This window comes from Vibrio sp. 11-4(1) (assembly GCF_013048625.1).
Taxonomy (GTDB): Bacteria; Pseudomonadota; Gammaproteobacteria; order Enterobacterales; family Vibrionaceae; genus Vibrio; species Vibrio diabolicus.
Genome location: NZ_VHSY01000006.1, coordinates 221,391 through 243,061 on the forward strand (window position 1 = coordinate 221,391; position 21,671 = coordinate 243,061).

A 21,671-nucleotide genomic window follows, 5' to 3' on the forward strand; every position below is an offset into this window, starting at 1 on the left:
GGGGGAGCAGCTCTCCCTCTGATTTTTAACGCCTCGCTTATTAATATCTCTATACTAATGAAAGTCGCGAGATTTACTTTGTAGATTATTCAAATAGTGCGTGCAATCAATCAACTTGCCAGCAATAACGTGCGTGACTTCTCCCTCTCTTTCAAGAATGCCTTTCACCATTAATACTTTAGCGCCTAAATACGCTTGCTTTTGGGCTCGTGCTGTCGCTTGCCAAACGACCACATTAATGTTGCCTGTGTCATCTTCTAACGTAAAAAATGTCACGCCAGCGGCGGTGCCTGGAGATTGTCTTCCCGTTACCACGCCTACCACTGTGACCAATGACCTATGCGGTTTCTCTGCTAGTTGCCTCATGCGGGTAAAATGAGGGAGTTTGCCCGTTTCTTCTAATAATTTAATCGGGTGGCGGCTAAGAGATAGTCCCGTGCTCGCGTAATCCTCAATTAAATTTTCATATTCAGAGGGCTGAGTTTGGTAGCTAACACTGGGTTCTTCGACATTATGAAACAATGGTAGGTCAGATAAGGAATCCATTGCTGCCCAGCGTGCGTTATAACGATTCCCCGATAGGATCTGAAATGCATTGGCTGAAGCCAATAATTCAATGTCACTTTGGCTTCTTAATATCTGCTTTACTTCTTGAATCGAGCGGTAACCATTAAGTGGTTTGCGCTCAATAAGCCTTTGCGCACTTTCTGCGTTAAAGCCTTTCACCAAGCGAAAACCAAGTTGCACGCCGAGCCTGCCATTCGGACGTGAGACGAGATGATGCTGATATTTTGAGTGATTGACGCACACCGGCAATACTTCGACGCCATGTCGGCGGGCATCTTGTACTAATTGCGATGGGCTATAAAACCCCATTGGTTGGCTGTTCAACAGTGCAGTGTAAAATTCTGCTGGGTAATAATATTTTAACCACGCAGAACAATATGCCAGCACGGCGAAAGACGCTGAATGGCTTTCAGGGAAGCCGTACTCACCAAAGCCGCAAATCTGATCGAAAATGCGCTCAGCAAACGCTAATTCATAACCTCTCTCTTGCATACCATTGATCAGTTTTGGCCTGAATTTAGCGAGATCGCCATTCTTTTTCCATGATGCCATTGCTCGACGGAGTTGATCGGCCTCGCCGCCGCTAAACCCAGCTGCTACCATGGCTAACTTGATGACTTGCTCTTGGAAAATTGGGACGCCCTTAGTCCGCTCAAGAACGCTTTTTACTTCTTCCGATGGATAACTGACAGGCTCTTTGTGATCACGCCGTTTTAAAAAAGGATGCACCATATCACCCTGAATAGGGCCTGGACGAACAATCGCAATTTGAATCACTAAATCGTAATAACAAGCGGGCTTTAAGCGAGGGAGCATGCTCATTTGTGCACGAGATTCAATTTGGAATACGCCTATCGTGTCGGCTTTTTGGATCATGCGGTACACGTGTGGATCATCTTGTCGGCGAGTGATCTCAGAAATAGAGAGGGATCGCTGGTGGTGTTTCTCGACCAGTTGAAAGCACTTTCTGATGGCGTTTAACATGCCGAGTGCGAGCACATCGACTTTTAATAGCTTCAAGCTTTCTAAATCGTCTTTGTCCCATTGAATGATAGTGCGATCTTCCATCGAGGCATTTTCAACAGGTACCAACTCATATAAAGGGCCAGATGAAATTACAAAGCCACCCACGTGCTGAGATAAGTGGCGTGGGAAGCCAATTATCTCGTTGACCAATTGGATAAACTGCTGCCCTTTGAGAGATTCTGGTTGTAAGCCAAGTTCAATAATTTGAGCTTGCCAGCCTTGGCTGCGATCTCGGCGATTAACGTTCTTAATGAAAAAATCTAGTTGGGTCTCTTCAATCCCTAGCGCTTTACCGACTTCACGCACGGCACTTTTAAAGCGATAGCTGATCACTGTTGCAGCAAGTGCTGCACGCTCACGGCCATATTTTTTGTAAATATATTGGATAACCTCTTCACGGCGCTCGTGTTCAAAGTCCACATCAATATCCGGCGGTTCCTTACGTTCTTTACTGATAAATCGTTCGAATAAGACTGCGATTTGTCGAGGGTCGACGGCGGTAATTTCCAGGCAATAGCACACCACAGAGTTTGCGGCGGAACCTCGACCTTGGTAAAGAATGCCTTGTTGTTTCGCGAACATTACGATGTCGTGGATGGTAAGGAAGTAGTAGTGGTATTTCAGCTCTTGAATAAGCGCAAGTTCATTCTCGATGGTTTGATTGACTTCTGCTGGCACGCCTTCAGGAAAACGCAGCTTTTTACCACGCTCGACTAACATACGTAAGTAAGAGTCGGGTGTATAACCATCTGGGATCAGCTCGGTAGGATATTCGTATTTTAAATCGGAGAGCTTAAACTCGCATAAATCGGCGATGTAAGTACTTTCTTCCAGCCATTCTGGTTTGTAAATCCGAACCAATTTTTTAAAAGGACGAAGCGCTCGTTCTGTATTCGAAATACGATCAAAACCGAGTTTATCGACGCTACACCCATGCTTTATAGCGGTAAGTACATGCTGTAATGGCAAGCGTTCAACATCATGCATGAGAACGCCTCCGCAGGCAGTTATAGGTAATTGAAATTCATGTGCTAACTGCTCGCAGTGCGCAATGTACTCAGTATCGTTGTTACTCAAATGGCGCTGAATCGCTACCCACAAACGATTAGCGTGGTGTTGATTGAGCCAGCGTCCCCAATAGTGGTCACTCTCTTGATGTGTGGGCAGCCACAATATCAAGCAATGTCGAATCGACATCAAATCCCATTCGAACAGTTGATAGTTGCCTTTTCCACTTCGTCTTCTTGCGTTTGTGATGATACGACACAACTCGGCATAAGCCTTGCGACAAGGGCAAAGCAGTACGATTTGGCATTCATCATTTAACCAAAACATACTTCCAACGATTTGTTTGATATCGAGTTTATGTTGTTCGATGGTCGCATGGGCTTTGACAACGCCCGCGACCGAACATTCATCCGTTATAGCTAGAGCTTGGTAGCGATAGAAAGCAGCTTGGAGTACAAGCTCTTCTGCATGAGAAGCCCCAGTCAAAAAAGAGAAGTTAGACTGACAAAATAGTTCCGCGTAACTCATAATGACCCAACAAAAATTACTGTCGATTTAACAAAAATAGCCATGAAGAAACCAGTGCTTGTGCTGATCGCGAAATATCCATAACCAGCGGCCTTGCTTGGTGTGTGCAATGTAGTAATCACGCATGATCTCATCACCATCCCACCATCCAGAAACGATTCGCTCAGGTCCGTGGACCAAAGAGGCTTGCTCTTGCAATGCAATGGGAGTGGGCAATTGCATTGCGGGGCGTAGTATGGATGGTATGGCGTGCTCCTTTTCATCTGGAGCATCAGCAGGGCGATATTGACTGGCCTTTTCTGGTCTAGGATCACAAGCGATGTTGGGTTTTAACACAGCACTTTTCCCCAATTTAGCTTGCAGTAAAGAGAGCAGTTCTAAAGCATTCATGTTCCCTTTTTGCCCAGCAAAGAGATCGCGTGATGCACTAAGAGGCTCACCTTGACGGACGACTTTTAACGTTAGCCCTGTGACTGGGCCATTGAGCGAGAGTGACTCTAAGCTTAAACTCGCTAACTGCTGCCAACGCTGACATAGGTAATCACCTTGCGCAGAAGTGAGTTGAAGGTGTTGCTCTTGTTTCTCACGCTGGTGGAGTGTTAAACACAGCTCAAAAGCGACCTTATCTCTTAATTTAAGAAAGGTTTCGAGTTGACGAAGTAACTTGGCCAGCGGCTTTTCAATCCACTGAACGTTTTCGAACTCAAACAGCAGTTCTAAATAAACTTGGAAGGATTCGGTCGGGTGATAAAAGTCGACAGGATGCTTAAACTGCCCAGTCAGTCGACCAACGTAGTTCACCAAATCGATATCAAAGCGTCGAGCGATGTCTTGCAACGGCAGTTCAAGTAACCCTTTTAAGGAAGTAACGCCTACGCGGTGCAGCTTTTCAACCATAGAGCTCGATAAATCGGTTAGAGGCAGAGGTAATGGGAATAACATTTGTTCGATAAGAGATTTGTCGTCACTAAGAACATTTGCTCCTGCCAATGCCATTAACTTGGCTGACAGAGGTGAAAAACCACAACCAAATTGAAAGCTTAACTGCAGTTTAGTTAAGTGAGCACTGACTTTATTCCAGTAATTGTCCAACCCTTCATATAGGGTGAGCATCGGTGTGGCACGTAGCAAAATACCTTGGTTTGGCATCAACACAACGTCAGATGTGATCAAATACAACCACTGAGCTACCTCTTGTAATTTATTTAATTCGGTTTGTGGATGATAAGGATGCACTTGTAAATCTCGACACAAGGACGCAGCACTGCCTAAGCCCATACCAGGCTTAATGCCTTGTTGTTCGGCAATCTCGTTGTATTGAAGAATCTGGCAACGTTGGCTTTCGACAATCACCACGGGTTGTTCTTGGTTATCACCAAAGAGTGCGTCTAGCTGCAGGCGAGGGAAGTGCAAGTAAATCCACAGAGCCATATCACTAACCTTGGTTCGCCAGTGGGAAATTGACCACAGTCGAGTGCAGAGTTTCAGATGATGGTTTCACCAGTTGCGGGTAATGGTGTTGGAAGCCGATACTAACACTACCTCTATTCCAGCCTCCTTTCCTTTTTAGTACTTCAACATTAATCCCTTGCTCGTCACCTTTCAGTTTTAAACTGAGTGACACAGGCAAAGACAAGCGGTTGATAGTCTCTGTTTTAAGCATAAATAGAGGACAAGTGCCTTGTTCACTCGCTACCTGTAAGCGTTTCACTTGATGTATTTCAAGCTCTTCTTGCCATAATAAAACATTACTGCATACCCCACTTTTCAGACATTGCTCTGCAGCCCAAAGAGCATCTTTGGGGTGAGCTGGATTAACGACCCACACTTGGTTTATATCCAAACCGATGTAGTGTAAGAACAGAGAATTCACTAACGCGGGAGGTTGAATAAATGCAGTCACACCATTGGTCTGAGTGGCTTTTAAATAAGGAGCGAGCAAACGCAATTCACCAATACTACCAATAGATTCCATCTCCACTACGCCATGAGGTGGAAAGCCTCCGCCGAGCAAATCATCTAATTCAGAAAACCCGGAACTAGTCCGCAACTGCTGAGGATCTGCTTTCGTTAAATTTGCTTGCCAAACAAGGTGTTGGCTTTTTAAGTTCTGAATAATATCGTGCATAATAAATACCTGTATATATGTACAGTATATTTCTGTGGGAGAAAGTCGCAAGATTTTTATGAAGAGAGAAATGAAAAAAGGCAGCGTTTGCTGCCTTTTCAATCAATTATGTGAGGTAACCTGAATGAGTTATTTACGCTTCGGTTGAGCGTCGATGCACTGACCGTTCACATCGGTAACCGCAGGATCCATTAAGTGCAAATATAGCGGCATGATATCCAGTGGCGTTTTGAGAGTATTTGCATCTTCACCCGGATATGCTTTTTCACGCATGCGAGTACGAGTGGCACCAGGGTTAATTGCGTTAACGCGGATCGGTGTATCACTCAGCTCGTCAGCTAAAACTTGCATCATGCCTTCTACGGCAAATTTAGAGATAGCGTATGGCCCCCAGAATGCGCGGCCAGAGTGGCCGACGGTCGAAGAGGTAAAGATAATACGCCCAGCTTCTGATTTACGCATCACAGGCAGTAGTGCTTGAGTCATTAACACTTCTGCTTTCACGTTGATCTGCATGATATCGTCGAAATCTTCCTCTTTGATTTGATCAAATGGACACAGCGAACTTAAGACACCTGCGTTGTGTAATAGGCCATCCAAACGACCAAACTGTCCTTCGATTGTCTCTGCCATATCAATGTAATTTTGCTTAGTTGCGCCCTTAAGATCCAGAGGAATGATAGCGGCTTGTGGATAGCCAGCTGCTTCAATCTCATCATAGATAGATTCAAGGTTTTGCACATTTCTACCCAAGAGAATAACAGTTGCACCGTGCTCGGCATAAGAAAGCGCGGCTTGACGGCCGATGCCATTACCAGCGCCAGTAACAAGAATGACTTTACCTTTTAGAGCATCAGTTGAAACGGAGTAGTTCACGGCGATAAATCCTTATTATTGTAAGAGGGTCCATGATAGTTAATTGACGCTAAAAAACGCCTGTTTCTCAATGGAAAATCTTGGTAATCGTGACAAGATGGTTACAATACACCAATTCATGTGTTATACCAATTCCAGAACTTTCGTTAGGTATGCTATCAATCAGAACAAGTGGTTACAAACCGCGCTGCCTTCTCGCTGATGTTTCTGCGTAACATACTAACGTCATCTGAAATGAGATAAAGGAGCTCTCGTTGGAATTTTTATTAGATTATGGTCTGTTTCTGGCCAAAATTATAACGGTGGTTGCTGCGATAATTGTTCTGCTCATTATTGCAAAATCGGCTGGTGGCAAATCGGGTGCGGCGAAAGGGGAGTTAGAGATTACCAACCTTTCAGAGCAACACAAACAATCTGTTGAACAGTTAGAGCATCATTTGCATGACGATGCTTTCATCAAGGCTCGAGATAAAGCCGTCAAAAAAGAAGAAAAAGAGAAGAACAAATCTCGCGAGAAAGAAATCAAACAAGCGAGCAAAGACGGTTCATTAGATAGCAAGCGTGAACCACACCTATTTGTTCTTGATTTTAACGGTAGCATAGATGCAAAAGAAGTCGCGTCTCTACGTGAAGAGATCACTGCTATTTTGGCTGTCGCACGTGAAGGTGATGAAGTATTACTTCGTTTAGAATCTGGCGGTGGTATGGTTCATGGCTACGGCCTTGCCTCTTCTCAACTGGACCGAATCAAAGCTGCGGGTCTTCCTCTGACTATCTCTGTTGACAAAGTTGCGGCAAGTGGCGGTTACATGATGGCATGTGTAGCAGATAAGATTGTTTCTGCACCATTTGCAATTGTGGGTTCTATTGGCGTTATCGCACAAATTCCTAACTTCAACAAACTGTTGAAGAAACATGACATTGAGTACGAACAACTAACCGCGGGTGAATATAAACGCACGCTAACGATGTTTGGTGAGAATACCGATAAAGCGCGCGATAAGTTTAAGCAAGAGCTTGAAGAAACACATGTCTTGTTTAAAGACTTTATTCGCGAGCGTCGTCCTAGTTTGGACCTAGACAAAGTAGCTACAGGTGAGCACTGGTTCGGTACACAAGCGAAAGAGCTTGGTTTGGTGGATGATATTAGTACATCTGATGATATCGTTGTTGCGGCATGCAAAGATAAAACCGTACTTTCTGTGCATTATGTGCAGAAGAAAAAACTGGCAGACAAGCTAGCAGGTGTCGCGGGCAAAGTTGCTGACAGTGTGATCTTAAAGTTAGCTGAGCGTGGTCAAAAACCGATTGTTTAATCGAACCTAAGATCATGACATTTGAAACGGCGAGGGTGGAAGCTCTCGCCGTTTTTGTTGAACCTTATGTTTATTGATGAATCCAATTGCGCATTAGGTGTAATGCTTTACACGACATTTTTCCTCGCTCCAAAGGGCGATTACCCGTATAATGCGCGCCTCGAAAACCGAGCAAATTGCTGAAAAGAAACTATAGGTGGAGAAGAACATGTCCTCTCAAACTCCGGTTGTAACCGTAGATGGACCTAGTGGTGCAGGTAAAGGCACTTTATGTATGTTGCTGGCGAAAAAGTTGGGTTTCCAACTCTTAGATTCTGGCGCAATTTATCGTGTACTTGCACTCGCTGCGATTCACCACGGTGTCGACACAGAGTCAGAAGACGCACTTGTCCCACTGGCAACACACCTAGACGTTCAATTTATCGCAGAGGGTGACTTAGTTAAGGTCGTTCTAGAAGGCGAAGATGTGTCAGGGGAGCTTCGCAAAGAAGAAACGGGTATGGCAGCATCTAAAGTTGCGGCTCTGCCACGTGTTCGTGAAGCATTATTACGTCGTCAGCGTGCATTTGAGGCCGCTCCGGGCCTAGTGGCTGATGGTCGTGATATGGGCACAATTGTATTCCCAAGTGCACAAGCGAAAATCTTCCTTGATGCGAGCGCAGAAGAGCGTGCAAATCGACGCCTTAAACAGTTGCAAGAGAAAGGCTTAGATGTTAAATTTGCTGACCTTTTAAGCGAGATCCAAGAGCGTGACGACCGAGATCGTAACCGCCCAGTGGCGCCATTACGCCCTGCTGAGGATGCGCTTGTGCTAGATTCTACGTCGATGACTATCGACGAAGTAGTAGAAAAGGCACTACAATATATCGAATCGAAGCTAGCTGAGTAATGATACTCGGCTAGACTAAGAGCGTTGGTCGCAAGGATGATGACTGGCGAATTTAATAACCCCATGCGGTAGGATACCCGTGGAAGTTTAATTTATTGAAGATTAACTAAATGACTGAATCTTTTGCTCAACTCTTTGAAGAGTTTCTAAACGAAACAGAATTCCAACAAGGCAGCATCGTTAAAGGTACTGTAGTAGCTATCGAGAACGGTTTCGTTCTTGTTGACGCTGGTCTTAAGTCTGAATCTGCTATCCCTGCTGAACAGTTCAAGAACGCTGCTGGCGAACTTGAAGTTGAAGTTGGCGCTGAAGTAGACGTAGCTCTAGACGCTGTTGAAGATGGTTTCGGTGAAACTCAACTTTCTCGTGAGAAAGCTAAGCGTCACGAAGCTTGGATCGTACTTGAGAAAGCTTACGAAGAAGCTGAAACTGTTGTTGGTATCATCAACGGTAAAGTTAAAGGCGGTTTCACTGTTGAACTAAACGGTATCCGTGCTTTCCTTCCTGGCTCTCTAGTAGACGTACGCCCAATCCGCGACACTGCTCACCTAGAAAACAAAGAGCTAGAGTTCAAAGTTATCAAACTTGACCAAAAACGTAACAACGTAGTTGTTTCACGTCGTGCTGTTATCGAATCTGAAAACAGTGTTGAGCGTGACGAGCTTCTAGAAACTCTACAAGAAGGTTCTGAAGTTAAAGGTATCGTTAAGAACCTTACTGACTACGGTGCGTTCGTTGACCTAGGTGGCGTTGACGGTCTTCTACATATCACTGATATGGCTTGGAAGCGCGTTAAGCACCCATCTGAAATCGTTAACGTTGGTGACGAGATCCAAGTTAAAGTTCTTAAGTTCGACCGTGAGCGTACTCGCGTATCACTAGGTCTTAAGCAACTAGGCGAAGATCCATGGGTAGCAATCGCTAAGCGTTACCCAGAAGGTCACAAACTAACTGGTCGCGTAACTAACCTAACTGACTACGGCTGCTTCGTTGAAATCGAAGAAGGCGTTGAAGGTCTAGTTCACGTTTCAGAAATGGATTGGACTAACAAGAACATCCACCCTTCTAAAGTTGTTAATGTTGGCGACGAAGTTGAGGTTATGGTTCTTGAAATCGACGAAGAACGTCGTCGTATCTCTCTAGGTCTGAAACAGTGTAAAGCTAACCCATGGCAGTCATTCGCTGAAGCACAAGCTAAAGGCGACAAAGTTACTGGTAAGATCAAGTCTATCACTGACTTCGGTATCTTCATCGGTCTAGAAGGCGGCATCGACGGTCTAGTTCACCTATCTGACATTTCTTGGAATGTTGCTGGCGAAGAAGCTGTACGTGAGTACAAGAAAGGCGACGAGATCTCTGCAGTTGTTCTAGCAGTAGACGCTGAGCGTGAGCGCATCTCTCTAGGCATCAAGCAAATGGAAAACGACCCATTCAATGCTTACGTTGCTGACAACAAGAAAGGTGTTCTAGTTAACGCTACTGTAACTGCTGTTGACGCTAAAGGCGCTACTGTTGAAATCGCAGAAGGCGTTGAAGGTTACATCCGTGCTTCTGAAGTATCTCGCGATCGCGTAGAAGATGCTTCTCTAATCCTAAGCGCTGGTGATGTTGTTGAAGCGAAGTTCACAGGTGTAGACCGTAAGAACCGCGTAATCAACCTATCTATCAAAGCTAAAGACGAAGCTGACGAGCAAGAAGCAATGGCATCTATCAACAAGCAAGATGACAATGCATTCGGTAACGCAATGGCTGACGCTTTCAAAGCTGCTAAAGGCGAATAATATACTCGCTTAAGCAAAAAAGGAGCCGCAAGGCTCCTTTTTTATATTTGAGCATATTTAAGTAGTAATACTAATGACGGTAAACTATCTTAATAAAAGGCATTTCTTCATTGCGCATTTTGCATAAAATTTGTCTAGAATTGTCAGCAAGTGTTTGTTGGAATTAGTATTACTTACTATAATAAGTGATAAAGATACTCAAAGAGGGCAACTATGACTAAGTCTGAACTGATTGAAAGACTCTGCGCTGAGCAAACACACTTATCAGCGAAAGAGGTAGAGGATGCTGTAAAAGATATTTTAGAGCACATGGCCTCTACGCTAGAGAGCGGTGACCGTATCGAGATCCGCGGCTTTGGTAGTTTTTCTCTTCATTACCGCGAGCCTCGCGTAGGTCGTAACCCTAAAACGGGCGATAAAGTGGAATTGGAAGGTAAATACGTTCCACATTTCAAACCTGGTAAAGAGCTTCGTGAGCGTGTAAATATTGGCTAACGCACTCTTATTAGTTTGAAAAAAGCGGCATACGTTTGTGTATGCCGCTTTTTTGTAATGTATCCAAGCAGTTTACGAAGCGAGCTGTTGATTCTGGCTGTTTTCTTTGCAGCTTTCTACACCCAAGTAACTTTAACTTCTAGGCGTGTCTACAAACTAAGCATCTTGAGGTTACTTGGGTATAGATTATTGCTAATATACGTAGTCTGAAGAAGTATTTTCCTGCATAATCTTACCGACTTACTCCTAGAAGGGTGATGTAAATGAAAATTATAAAAATCGTTGCTGTTTTAGCTCTCTTTTTAATTGCATTGGCGTTAGGTTCCCAAAACCAAGAGCTCGTGACTTTTAACTATCTTCTAGCCAAAGGAGAGTTCCACTTATCTACACTATTAGGTGTGGTATTTGTGGTTGGCTTTGCTTTAGCGTGGGTTATCTTTGGTAGTATCCAGCTGAAAACTCAGCTACAAGTTCGTCGTTTAAAGAAAAAACTGAAAAAGTACGAACCTACAGATGCAAACAAACCTGCTGATAAGCCAGCCATCGAAAAACAGGCATAAGGATAAGGCTTAACTTTAATGCTTGAACTACTCTTCTTGTTGTTGCCTATAGCTGCTGCGTATGGCTGGTATATGGGGCATCGCAGCGCTCAGCAAGACAAGCAGAAGCAATCTCATCAAATCTCTCGTCAGTATATGACGGGTCTTAATCTGCTGCTCTCTGACCAATCAGATAAGGCTGTCGATCACTTTATTGAATTGCTCCAAGTTGATAACGAGACCATCGATACTCACCTTGCGTTGGGTAACCTATTCCGGTCTCGTGGCGAAGTCGACCGTGCAATCCGAATTCACCAAAATCTCATTTCTCGCTCTGGCTTAACTCTGGATCAAAAGAATCTTGCACTTCAACAGTTGGCGAAAGATTACATGGTCTCTGGTTTTCTCGATCGTGCAGAGAAAATCTTCGAACAGTTAGTCGAAGAGCCAGACTACAAAGAAGCAGCACTTCAGCAATTGGTAACCATTTACCAACAAACACGTGAATGGGAAAAAGCAATTTATTACGCCAATCAATTGGCTAAGTTGGGTAATAAACGCTCCAGAATGCGTGCGAATATTGCTCATTTTTGGTGTGAAATTGCCATGCTCGACCAAGCCGATGGTAATACTAATAAGGCAATACAGCACTTTAAAAAAGCCCTAGCAGAAGACCCAAAGTGTGTTCGAGCGAGTATTGCTTTGGGACGAATTTATCTAGAGTCTGAAGATTATAAACACACGATAAAATACCTGACGGGTGTGCTTGAGCAAGACAAAGACTTTATCAGCGATGTCTTACCAACCATTGCAGAGTGCTACCATCATTTGGGCCAGGAAGATGAACTTGTAGAGTTTCTGCGAGCTTGTATTGATAAGAAAGCAGGCGTATCAGCCGAGTTAATGTTGGCTCAGTTGGTTGCTCACCACGAGAACGTCGGGGCTGCACAAGAGCTGCTGACAAAACAGCTGCTGAAAAACCCAACCATGAAGGGCTTTTATCGATTAATTGACTACCATATTGCAGAAGCAGAAGACGGTCGCGCGAAGGACAGTCTATCGACGCTACAAGCGATGGTGGGTGAACAGTTAAAAGTGAAACCACACTACCGATGCCGGAAGTGTGGGTTTTCTACTCATTCCCTTTATTGGCACTGCCCATCCTGTAAAGGGTGGGGGACGATCAAGCCAATCCGCGGATTGGATGGTGAATAATTTTAATGCAGCTGGCAGAATTTCTGTCCGCTGCATTTTTTTAACTTTTTATTTAATAAGAACCAAAATAGTTAGGAGATGAAATGATCGACCAAAAAGTTATTGTCGCACTGGATTATGATAACCAAGCAGACGCACTTGCGTTTGTAGATAGAATTGATCCTGCGTCATGTCGCCTAAAAGTTGGCAAGGAAATGTTTACGCTATTTGGTCCTGATTTCGTACGTGAACTCCACAAACGTGGTTTCTCAGTCTTCCTGGATTTGAAATTTCACGATATTCCAAATACGTGTTCTAAGGCGGTCCGTGCAGCCGCGGAATTAGGGGTTTGGATGGTGAATGTGCATGCGAGCGGTGGTGAGCGCATGATGACGGCATCACGTGAAATTCTTGAGCCATACGGTAAAGATCGCCCACTTCTGATTGGTGTAACGGTACTAACCAGTATGGAACAAAGTGATTTAGCGGGTATTGGTTTGAACATTGCGCCTCAGGATCAAGTTATTCGTCTGGCGACATTGACCAAAAACGCTGGTTTAGATGGTGTCGTATGTTCAGCTCAAGAGTCTTCATTGCTTAAGAGCGAACTGGGTCAAGACTTTAAGTTAGTTACACCAGGAATCCGACCTGCTGGCTCTGAGCAAGGTGACCAGCGCCGTATCATGACACCAGTAGAGGCTATTCAGTCAGGCTCTGACTATCTTGTTATTGGGCGTCCAATTACTCAAGCTGTGGATCCTGCTGCAGTGTTGAAATCGATCAATGATAGCTTGTCTAGTATGTAAGCACAGTCTTGTATTGTATAAAGAAAGGTGAGGCTGTGATGCCTCACCTTTTTTGTATCTAATAAAAATACCAACCGTAGTAAGTAACTGCTCATTTTAACCAGTTATATCTGCTCGCTTACTTGCTTGCTTTAATTGGTGTAGGGGGGAGCTTATTCGGATAAAGGTTCTACGGTTTATTATGAGAAAAGTAGGGCTTGGTACTGTATCGATCACACTTTTGTAACATAACTCACTGTGATGCATAGAAAATGCGACCATGTATTATTGATGACTTGCGTTACAAAAGCCTAAAGAATACTATGGCGAGGATGCATTCACTGCGTTGTAAGGTCTAGGATGACCTAGTGAAACTCTTTGAAATTAATATAGAAGCTGGCAGGAAGTCACTTCATATTACGCTCCTATTATTTCCTATCTGCGTATTTTCTATTTGCAGCTTTCACACTCCGTCTTCCTTGCTACGACCTTAATCGCAAACACAACAAGGAAGAAACATGACTAAAAAACTGCCATTTTCAGTACTTGCAACACTGACCGCTGCCAGTTTTCAACTGAGTGCGGCAGAGCTACCTGCTGATATAGAATGGATTTCAAATAACAATGAACCTCTGTTCGCCTCTGAAGAAGCGGTACGAGGTGGTACTTATCGTACTTACATTCAGAGCTTTCCTCAGACATTACGAAGTGTTGGTCCAGATGCGAACTCCGGCTTGCGCCAATATTTAATGGATGGTTCACCAAAGCTTGCTCAGCGTCATCCAAATACTGGTAAATGGATCCCCCAACTTGCTAAGTCATGGGCATTTGGAGAGGACAACAAAACCGTATTCTTTAAGCTTGATGAAACGGCCGAGTGGTCAGATGGTGAAAAAATTACGGCAGATGATTACGTCTTTATGATGAAGTACTACACGTCAAAAGACATTATCGACCCGTGGTACAACGACTTCTTCACGAACAGCGTTGTTGGTGTTGAAAAAATTGACGACTACACGATCAAAGTCAATCTTGCTGTAGCTCAAAGTCATGACTCGCTCATGGTTATGATTAACATGCCGAGTAATGGTTTTCAGCCTCGTCCGGAACACTTCTTTGAAGGAGAAAAGGACGCAAATAACGATGGCATGCCTGATAACTTCGTCAGAAAGTTCAACTTTAAATCTGAGCCAACTGCGGCGCCTTACTACATTGATAAAGTGAAGAAAGGTAAGAGCGTGACATTCAAACATGTCGGTGAAGATTGGTGGGGGTATAACAACCGCTACTATAAAAACCGTTACAACGTAGAAAAAGTCCGCATTAAGGTGATTCGCGATCCTGATATTGCCATGAAGCACTTTGAAAAAGGTAACTTAGATTACTTTGAGATGGTGCTACCAAGCTTTTGGCATGATAAAACCGATAGTGATGTGTACAAAAAAGGCTATATCCAAAAGTACTGGGGCTTTAACGAAGCACCACAAGGCGCTGGTGGCCTTTGGATGAACACCGCGATGCCGATGTTGGATAACCTAGAAGTGCGTAAAGGCGTTATGGCAGCCACTGACTATGACGGCATGATTGAAAATATCATGCGTGGAGATTATTCACGTAAACCACATGGACTCGGCTTTGGTCATGGCGAATACGATGATCCTAACAATACACCGCCAAAGTTTGATGCTGATGCGGCGGTTAAACACTTCGAAAAAGCGGGCTTTGACAAAGTGGGCGCAGATGGTATTCGTGTCAACGATAAGGGCCAACGCTTGAGCTTTGCTATCACCTACGGATACAACTCTTGGACTCCACGTATTGCATACCTGAAAGAGCAAGCGAAACTCGCTGGTCTAGAGTTCACGTTAAACTTGGTGGATGGCTCATCTGCGTTTAAATACATTCTTGAGAAAAAGCATCAGTTAGCGTTCTTGAATATGGGTTCTGGTGAGATTCCTGCGTATTGGGAATACCTGCACTCTGATAATGCTAATCGACCACAAACGAATGCTCACACCAACTACAGCAGCCCTGAGTTGGACAAGTTGATTGAAGCTTATGACTCTGAGTTTGATCAGGAGAAGCGTTACGATTTATCGCATCAAATCCAAAACTATGTCAGCAAAGCGAATATCATCGTTCCTGGATACATGGTGCCTTATTCTCGAGTTGCACATTGGCGCTGGGTTAAAATTCCTAAAGATGGCATGACAAAAGCGACAGAATGGGTGCTTCATCCAATGGATATTGGTAATTTCTGGATCGATAGCAAAGTAAAAGAAGAGACTGAGGAAGCGATGGACGAGGGTAAAACCTTCCCAGAGACAACGGTCATTGATGATCGCTACAAGTTGTAACTCCACAACTTAGCAGCGATACAAATGAAAGCCCCGGTAATTAAGTTACAGGGGCTTTTTTATTTTTACTTAACTAAGTAAGACGCTTCTAAAAGGTAGGTTTTCACATCACCAAGCAAAGAGAAGGCCTTGTCGATGGTTTTAAATCGCTCATCAAGTGAGTCACTAGATATAAGTTGGCTGAACGTTTTTACCGAGAAAGCTTCGTTTGCTTTGAAGAACTGATGCACATTTTCAAGCTGAACTTTATGAATATGCTCCACCTTATTTAGGGCGGTGGTTAAATCGGAAATGTTAATCGACATTGCTACTCAAGAACCTTATCAACAAGACCTCTACATGAGGTCATAGGATGGGGCTTTATATTTTGCCGTAGAGTAGCACCAAAGAACGGATTGCAGTCTGACTAAGATCAATTTGTCTCGCTTGATTATCTACATCTATTTCGATCGGAAAACTTCTCGCAGCACAAAAAAGGGAAGCAACTTGCTTCCCTGTAATTAACATCGATCTTAGATTTTTTTGGCAATGTCCGAAGTCAGTTCTTCCAACCCGACGGATAGTGCGTCGACAAGTGCTCCATAGCCTTCGTCCTGTAGAGGCTGAGAGATTTGTATTGGTGCACTCTTTTCTACCTTACCTTCAGCATTAATGAGTAACCATTCCCCCTCAATTTCGATATTGCCTTTGTAGCTACCATTAAATTTATTTAACGTAAGCTGTAGTTTGGCTTCACCATTTTGATCCAACAGGTTGTTCATTTCAGTCGGCCAGTAATGAGTCTGTTTGTGGCGTAGTTCTGTGACGACTCTCTGAGTGATTTGCTCGGAAATACTATGCGCCCATTGATTGTTTCTTGCCTGGATAACTTGAGTCTCAGAGGTTCGGTAAACGATACCACTGTCGTTTAAATAACTTGCCAGTTTTACTGGACGAACAACTAAAGTAGGGCGCTGTGAGATATCAGAAGAGCTCAGCGTCACTGGTTCCGCCTTAGGTAGAAGGTACAAAGCCCCTTTAGTTTCTGGAGCGCTACTGCAACCCGTTAGACCGACAAATAGCGCGATAGACAAAAAGAATACTCGTTTCATTAGTTTTGGCCTTTAACTGGGATTGGGTCACTGATTTCATCTTCTCCAAACACGAGAGAGTTTGGCTTTTCGTTTAGCTGTTTAAGTACGGGTTTAAACTCTGTCATCACGCTTTCTAGTTCTTTGAGCGTGGCTTCCATTTCATTGTACATGGTTGAGTTTGGTCCATAACCATCGAGTGTTTTTTGCAGCTGCTGCAAGCTTTGGCGAATATCTGTTGGGATCTCTTGCGTCTCTTTTTGATTTAAAAGTTTATCAATACTGTCCGCGACACGTTCTGCTGACGCCAACGTCTTTTCCGACGTTTTTAACGTTGAATTGAGAGAGTTAAGCGTTTCTTCCATTGGTAAGCTATTAATCTTATTTAGGAAGTCATTGACTTGGCGCTGGACTTGGGCAAAACCACCACGCATGGTTGGGAAAACATCTAAACCTTCAAATTCACTTGGAACGTACTGATCATCATTAGGGTAAAAGTCTGCATCAATATAAAGCGCACCAGTTAACAAGTTACCAGTCTTTAAGGTGCCACGGAGACCGCGAGCAAACTCTTCCTTCAACTTTTCTTTGAACATTGATAAAGATTGGGATTCTAAATCTCCGTACACTCGACCGAGCTCAACGCGCACCAAAACTGGAATTTTTTTCGCAGAGAAGTTTTCTTCTGGTGTTGGTAAACGCATCGGTACTCTCGTCACGGTACCGATACGAAGACCGCGGTACTCAACAGGCGCATTCGCTTTTAAGCCACGTACTGATTCATCAAATAACATGACGAACTCAATGTAGTCATCGTACATGCCTTCTCTCAGCTGCTTAATATCATCGTACAAGCGGAAGTTAACCATGTCTTCTGTGAGTAGTTCGCCGGACTCAAGACCTGGAACGGTATCGAAGGTAACTCCACCCGTTAGCATGCTCTCTAGCGAGCCAAACTTAACTTCAAACCCTTCGGCATTGAGCTGTAAATCAACACCAGAATTTAGCCAAAACTTAGTACGAGTGCGCACTAAGCTGTCATAAGGTTTGAAAATAAAGAGTTGATACAGCGCCTTGCGAGTATCAACATCAAAGCTGGTTTTCTCTACACGACCAACGGTAAAGCCTTTATAAATAACCGGGTCCCCAACACCTAGTTTGCCAGCTTCGCGGTGTGTTAACACAAGACGTAAACCTTCTGCATCAGGAGAAGCGACTGGTGGTACATCTAATACCGTAAAGTGCTCCTTTTCTACTTTAGATTTACCCGGCTGAAGTTGGATATAAGCGCCAGAGAGCAAGGTCTCTAAACCTGAAACACCATCACGGCCAATACGAGGCTTCACCACCCAGAACATGGTGTCATCTCGCAGCATGCGCTTCGCGTCTTTATTCATCTGAGCCTTAGCGATGATGTGATCGTAGTTTTCACTGAGAGTGACTTCGGTAATCAGACCGACTTTAACATTCAGTGCTCGGATTTCGGTTTTACCAACCTCAATCCCATCTGCGGTTGGCAGTTGGAGAGTAATTTGTGGGCCTGTACTGTTGATGTATTGGAACAGCATCCACGCTCCCATGGCTAGCGCAAGGATCGGGACAATCCAGATCGCAGAAATCTGCTTTTGCGGTTTTATTTGAGCGGTTACGTTGTTCTCATCACTCATATTTGGCTTTCTCGTTTAAGTTGTCAGAAATCGGCTCCTGCACTTCGTTTTGTGGCAACTGCCACAACAAACGTGAGTCAAATATCATTGCAGAAAGCATGGTGAAAATGACCACTGCTGCGAAAGAGAGCGCAGCAGGGCCTGGATAAATCGCCATTAAGTTTTGCAACTGAACCAGTGCAACTAAGATGGCAACGACAAAGATATCGATCATAGACCAACGACCAATAAACTCAGTTAAGCGGTATATCTTTAAGCGTGAAATACTTTCTTTGGGAGGAAGATATCGCGCTTTTTGCGCATTGTAATACAGCCACGCGAGTGCCAGCATTTTCGCCATTGGAATGAATACGCTAGCAAAGAAAATTACCATCGCAATAGGGTAAGAACCTAAATGCCAAAGCAGTATTACCCCTTCCATGATAGTCGAGCCTTCTGAATGTCCAAGGCTTACGGTATACATCATTGGATAAAGGTTCGCGGGAATATAGAAAATGACTGACGCAAACAAAAGCGCCCAAGCTTTTTGTAAATTATCTGCTGGGTTGTATTTATGAATAGGGCTTTTACAACGAATGCAGTATTGGTGCTTTTTCGCTTCAATTGGGTTGAGTTGATGACACGTATGGCAACCAATATGGTTGTGGTTATGGTGCGTATCGCCCTCATTTACATCGGGCAGCACGATGGCTGGAATGAAGTGTCCCCAGAGCCAGCTTTTGTCAACCATAGAAATACATTTGACTACCAGTACGGTATAAACGCAGAACGCCCAGAATGAAGTCCCCATTCCAATGTCTGCCAGAGAAGCGATTTTAATTAAGCTGACTAATACGCCAATCAAGAATACATCGACCATCAGCCAGGGTTCGACTCGAAACAGAAGGCGACATAAAACTTTCGCCATTCGTTGTTGTTTTTTGGATGGCGTATGTTTACGCGCTTTTAATGCTTCGAGATGAAGAAAGAGAATGAGACCGACATAGATAGCAGGCAATACGACGACCGTTGCGAGAAGCAACACACCTAAAAGTACATTTTGAAATTCAGCCAGCATTTTGGCTGCATGCAATAAGGTGATTTCTTGCGATAGCCCTTGCACACTGAACGACATAAAAGGGAAAGAAATGCTTAACACCAACATGATCAAACATGCCGATGAAATGGCGATCACGCTTTGATAGGGTTTAGCATTCACTTTTGTCAGAGAATGCGCGCATCGAGGACATTGAGCTTTTTGCCCTTGATCGATATCGGGAATACGAACAACAAGGCCGCATTCTTCGCATGAAATTAACTGACGGGAATTAGGTTGAATACTCATCGGGTAGGTTTTGGATTCATTTGTCCTAAGAATACTCTTTTTTCATTAGACACGCTTGTTTTGATTCAGGAGTTTACGAGTTTCTTACTTTTGGCATCATAGTATATGGAAGCTCTAAGATATAAACAAAGTCGCGTTTGGCGCATTATTTTACTGCGAAGATTGGTATGTTGGAAGCCGAAAACTACTTAACGTTGCTGGTTTGGAGGGGGGGGCAGTGATTGCTTCAGGAGAGTAAAACAACCCTGCCCAGAGAGCCTGGGCAGGGAGGTGGGAGCAATGGTATTTAAGATGAACGGTTGTCTTTTACTCGACGGTACCGCTCTTGAAAGCATTCGAGCCGACTTGCTTACCACTAAGTGTTTTTCCGTAATAGCCTTGATGTTGGTGATACCTCTCTGCGTTTGCGCTCACGTTGCCTTTAAATCGAGGATCTTGTGGACGCTCGTGGCTATTCACGTATGCCGCGACATCCCACGCTTCTTGTTTGCTTAACTGGACACTTTTCCCAAGCGGCATGTTTTCGTAAATAAAATAGGCCGCGGTGTTAATCCGGTGCATACCTGCACCCCAGTTATACGCATATTCGCCCCAAAGTGGTGGAATGTATGAATGGCCGTCGGTGCCTTTTATGCCTGAACCGTCGGCGCGATGGCAAGTTTCGCAGTTCTTTTCGTAGACTAATGCCCCTCGCTCTGTTGATGGTTCTTGCTTCGGTGCGGCGATTTTTGGGTAGCCACGTCCAGAGAGATTACCTCGTTCTTCAATTGGTAATGCTTGCGCGATGGCTTCGGGCAGCGGGAAGTCTTTTGCTTTTCCACCAACTTGCAACGCTTTTGCGTCTAGCTCCGGAATTGGTTCATCCGTCATACCATGTTTGTCGAGCAAGCCGCCCATCGCCAACCAGTAGGCGTAAGCACTAAGGGCAACAATTTCTGGCGAATCGTAAGCGGGCGCTTTACCGTTCATGGAGTATTCGAAGCAACCTTGAATACGGTCTGCGTAGCTGTTTACGCGATCGTTTTTCTTACGATATGCCGGGTAGGCCATGTAAGCCGCCCACAGCGGTGCTGCATTGGCTTTTCGTCCTGCTTCCATATGGCAATTCACACAGTTTTGTTCGTTGCCAACGTATTTTCCGCGCATTTGCTGTGAGTTAACAAAGAGCGAGTAACCACGTTTTACTTGCTCACCAAATGCGGTGTTTGGAATTGTGCTGAGATCACGCGGTTTTAAGTATTCACCGTGATTTTCTTTTTCTATCGCAGGTAGCTCTTTCTGGCGGTCCGGTAACGGATCGTTAGCTAGTACGAGCGTAGAAATGAAAGGCAATGCGAACAAAGAATATAAACGTTTCATGTCTGCTCCTAGTAACGTAATGAGGCAAAGTAGTAGGAAAGGTTTTCAATCTCTTCGTCAGTGAGATTTTTCGCGATAGTACCCATCATATTGAGCGGGTCACCACTGCGAGTGCCGTTTTTCCATGCCATCAATTGCGTTTTTAAGTAATCAGCATGTTGGCTTGCGAGGCGAGGAAATTTGTCGACGCCCATTCCGCTGGCTCCATGACAAGTCGCGCAAGCTGGAATGTTTCTATCCCAATCGCCTTGAAAGATCAGTTTACGATACGGGTTACGAATGTCGGCTTGGTCGCCGCGTTGCTCTGGGTTAGTGAACTCGTAGCTTGGAAGGTTAGCAAAGTAATCCATGACTTCTTTACGAACGGCAGGATCGCTAAGCTCTTTCGCCATGCCTTGCATGACTACGTTTTGGCGTTCACCACTAAGGAATAGTTCGATTTGAGTGTTGAGATAATTCGCGTTTAAACCAGCGATCATCGGAGCGATATTTGGCTGTCCCATACCATCTTGGCCGTGACAACCACTACACACGCTGGCTTTTTCCGGAATAGACGAGGCGCTTGCGCCCATAGTGGTGGCTAGCAAATAGGCTGTCACCACTGGAAGAATCTTTGACATGCTGACTCACTTTAATTCTTATTAATATGTCCAAGTGCTACTTGGTAGTCACTGGGACGATATTGTCGGCCTTGTCAATAAGGAAAGGTATTGTGGATTTCCACATATTTAGAGGATGTGAAGAGCTGCTAAATGGCAGCTC

18 protein-coding genes are annotated in these 21,671 nt (G+C 44.4%); 8 read left to right on the forward strand and 10 right to left on the reverse strand.

Annotation, left to right across the window (positions count from 1 at the left end; all coding sequences use genetic code 11):
* Positions 1–54: 54 nt before the first annotated feature.
* From FKN16_RS14040 to FKN16_RS14055, 4 genes are all read right to left on the reverse strand, one after another.
* Complete coding sequence (locus tag FKN16_RS14040) at positions 55–3,129, reverse strand: error-prone DNA polymerase (protein ID WP_170902947.1); 3,075 nt, start codon at positions 3,127–3,129, stop codon at positions 55–57.
* 27 nt (positions 3,130–3,156) lie between these two features.
* Positions 3,157–4,560 (reverse strand): DNA polymerase Y family protein, encoded by a 1,404-nt coding sequence (locus tag FKN16_RS14045; RefSeq protein WP_170902948.1) that lies wholly within the window; start codon positions 4,558–4,560, stop codon positions 3,157–3,159.
* Between the two features lie 4 nt (positions 4,561–4,564).
* A complete protein-coding gene (gene imuA / locus FKN16_RS14050) occupies positions 4,565–5,257 on the reverse strand; it encodes a translesion DNA synthesis-associated protein ImuA (protein WP_170902949.1) in 693 nt (230 codons plus the stop codon).
* A 129-nt stretch (positions 5,258–5,386) separates the two neighbouring features.
* Complete coding sequence (locus tag FKN16_RS14055) at positions 5,387–6,133, reverse strand: YciK family oxidoreductase (protein WP_170902950.1); 747 nt, start codon at positions 6,131–6,133, stop codon at positions 5,387–5,389.
* Positions 6,134–6,387: 254 nt separating this feature from the next.
* Between FKN16_RS14055 and sohB the strand changes: the two genes are divergently transcribed.
* From sohB to FKN16_RS14095, 8 genes are all read left to right on the forward strand, one after another.
* On the forward strand, positions 6,388–7,449 hold the full coding sequence (gene sohB, locus FKN16_RS14060; RefSeq protein WP_005385819.1) for a protease SohB: 1,062 nt from the start codon (positions 6,388–6,390) through the stop codon (positions 7,447–7,449).
* A gap of 208 nt (positions 7,450–7,657) precedes the next feature.
* The gene (gene cmk / locus FKN16_RS14065) at positions 7,658–8,338 is read left to right on the forward strand and encodes a (d)CMP kinase (protein ID WP_005397113.1); all 681 of its coding nucleotides are present in this window, start codon (positions 7,658–7,660) and stop codon (positions 8,336–8,338) included.
* Between the two features lie 110 nt (positions 8,339–8,448).
* On the forward strand, positions 8,449–10,119 hold the full coding sequence (gene rpsA / locus FKN16_RS14070; RefSeq protein ID WP_005385817.1) for a 30S ribosomal protein S1: 1,671 nt from the start codon (positions 8,449–8,451) through the stop codon (positions 10,117–10,119).
* A 213-nt stretch (positions 10,120–10,332) separates the two neighbouring features.
* Positions 10,333–10,614, forward strand: coding sequence for an integration host factor subunit beta (ihfB, locus tag FKN16_RS14075; protein ID WP_005385816.1), 282 nt, complete (start codon positions 10,333–10,335; stop codon positions 10,612–10,614).
* A gap of 263 nt (positions 10,615–10,877) precedes the next feature.
* Positions 10,878–11,174, forward strand: coding sequence for a lipopolysaccharide assembly protein LapA domain-containing protein (locus tag FKN16_RS14080; RefSeq protein WP_005397112.1), 297 nt, complete (start codon positions 10,878–10,880; stop codon positions 11,172–11,174).
* A gap of 18 nt (positions 11,175–11,192) precedes the next feature.
* Entirely contained in the window at positions 11,193–12,368 is a 1,176-nt protein-coding gene (gene lapB, locus FKN16_RS14085; protein WP_005376665.1) for a lipopolysaccharide assembly protein LapB, read from the forward strand.
* 83 nt (positions 12,369–12,451) lie between these two features.
* Positions 12,452–13,153, forward strand: a complete 702-nt coding sequence (gene pyrF / locus FKN16_RS14090; RefSeq protein WP_005397105.1) for an orotidine-5'-phosphate decarboxylase — start codon at positions 12,452–12,454, stop codon at positions 13,151–13,153.
* A gap of 497 nt (positions 13,154–13,650) precedes the next feature.
* The gene (locus tag FKN16_RS14095; RefSeq protein WP_005397104.1) at positions 13,651–15,489 is read left to right on the forward strand and encodes an extracellular solute-binding protein; all 1,839 of its coding nucleotides are present in this window, start codon (positions 13,651–13,653) and stop codon (positions 15,487–15,489) included.
* Positions 15,490–15,554: 65 nt separating this feature from the next.
* Here the strand turns inward: FKN16_RS14095 and FKN16_RS14100 are convergent, their stop codons facing one another.
* The 6 genes from FKN16_RS14100 to FKN16_RS14125 form a co-directional block, all read right to left on the reverse strand.
* On the reverse strand, positions 15,555–15,794 hold the full coding sequence (locus FKN16_RS14100; protein ID WP_005397103.1) for a hypothetical protein: 240 nt from the start codon (positions 15,792–15,794) through the stop codon (positions 15,555–15,557).
* 207 nt (positions 15,795–16,001) lie between these two features.
* Complete coding sequence (locus FKN16_RS14105) at positions 16,002–16,580, reverse strand: ABC-type transport auxiliary lipoprotein family protein (RefSeq protein ID WP_150919125.1); 579 nt, start codon at positions 16,578–16,580, stop codon at positions 16,002–16,004.
* On the reverse strand, positions 16,580–18,226 hold the full coding sequence (pqiB, locus tag FKN16_RS14110) for an intermembrane transport protein PqiB (RefSeq protein WP_145473695.1): 1,647 nt from the start codon (positions 18,224–18,226) through the stop codon (positions 16,580–16,582). Before pqiB ends, FKN16_RS14105 begins: the two co-directional genes overlap by 1 nt.
* Positions 18,219–19,550 (reverse strand): paraquat-inducible protein A, encoded by a 1,332-nt coding sequence (locus FKN16_RS14115; RefSeq protein WP_046874435.1) that lies wholly within the window; start codon positions 19,548–19,550, stop codon positions 18,219–18,221. Before FKN16_RS14115 ends, pqiB begins: the two co-directional genes overlap by 8 nt.
* Before the next feature lie 306 nt (positions 19,551–19,856).
* On the reverse strand, positions 19,857–20,909 hold the full coding sequence (locus FKN16_RS14120; RefSeq protein ID WP_170902951.1) for a c-type cytochrome: 1,053 nt from the start codon (positions 20,907–20,909) through the stop codon (positions 19,857–19,859).
* A gap of 8 nt (positions 20,910–20,917) precedes the next feature.
* Positions 20,918–21,529 carry a c-type cytochrome gene (locus tag FKN16_RS14125; RefSeq protein WP_012841600.1) on the reverse strand — a complete coding sequence of 204 codons (612 nt, stop codon included), beginning with the start codon at positions 21,527–21,529 and terminating at the stop codon, positions 20,918–20,920.
* Between the last annotated feature and the right edge of the window lie 142 nt (positions 21,530–21,671).

What these genes read in the sequence shown, in the direction of transcription:
- FKN16_RS14080 (WP_005397112.1), top strand. Translation starts at nt 10,878, where the DNA reads ATGAAAATTATAAAAATCGTTGCTGTTTTAGCTCTCTTTTTAATTGCA.
- pyrF (WP_005397105.1), top strand. Translation starts at nt 12,452, where the DNA reads ATGATCGACCAAAAAGTTATTGTCGCACTGGATTATGATAACCAAGCA.
- pqiB (WP_145473695.1), bottom strand. Translation starts at nt 18,226, where the DNA reads ATGAGTGATGAGAACAACGTAACCGCTCAAATAAAACCGCAAAAGCAG.
- lapB (WP_005376665.1), top strand. Translation starts at nt 11,193, where the DNA reads ATGCTTGAACTACTCTTCTTGTTGTTGCCTATAGCTGCTGCGTATGGC.
- FKN16_RS14125 (WP_012841600.1), bottom strand. Translation starts at nt 21,529, where the DNA reads ATGTCAAAGATTCTTCCAGTGGTGACAGCCTATTTGCTAGCCACCACT.
- FKN16_RS14120 (WP_170902951.1), bottom strand. Translation starts at nt 20,909, where the DNA reads ATGAAACGTTTATATTCTTTGTTCGCATTGCCTTTCATTTCTACGCTC.
- ihfB (WP_005385816.1), top strand. Translation starts at nt 10,333, where the DNA reads ATGACTAAGTCTGAACTGATTGAAAGACTCTGCGCTGAGCAAACACAC.
- imuA (WP_170902949.1), bottom strand. Translation starts at nt 5,257, where the DNA reads ATGCACGATATTATTCAGAACTTAAAAAGCCAACACCTTGTTTGGCAA.
- FKN16_RS14105 (WP_150919125.1), bottom strand. Translation starts at nt 16,580, where the DNA reads ATGAAACGAGTATTCTTTTTGTCTATCGCGCTATTTGTCGGTCTAACG.
- FKN16_RS14040 (WP_170902947.1), bottom strand. Translation starts at nt 3,129, where the DNA reads ATGAGTTACGCGGAACTATTTTGTCAGTCTAACTTCTCTTTTTTGACT.
- FKN16_RS14095 (WP_005397104.1), top strand. Translation starts at nt 13,651, where the DNA reads ATGACTAAAAAACTGCCATTTTCAGTACTTGCAACACTGACCGCTGCC.
- FKN16_RS14045 (WP_170902948.1), bottom strand. Translation starts at nt 4,560, where the DNA reads ATGGCTCTGTGGATTTACTTGCACTTCCCTCGCCTGCAGCTAGACGCA.
- FKN16_RS14115 (WP_046874435.1), bottom strand. Translation starts at nt 19,550, where the DNA reads ATGAGTATTCAACCTAATTCCCGTCAGTTAATTTCATGCGAAGAATGC.
- cmk (WP_005397113.1), top strand. Translation starts at nt 7,658, where the DNA reads ATGTCCTCTCAAACTCCGGTTGTAACCGTAGATGGACCTAGTGGTGCA.
- FKN16_RS14100 (WP_005397103.1), bottom strand. Translation starts at nt 15,794, where the DNA reads ATGTCGATTAACATTTCCGATTTAACCACCGCCCTAAATAAGGTGGAG.
- rpsA (WP_005385817.1), top strand. Translation starts at nt 8,449, where the DNA reads ATGACTGAATCTTTTGCTCAACTCTTTGAAGAGTTTCTAAACGAAACA.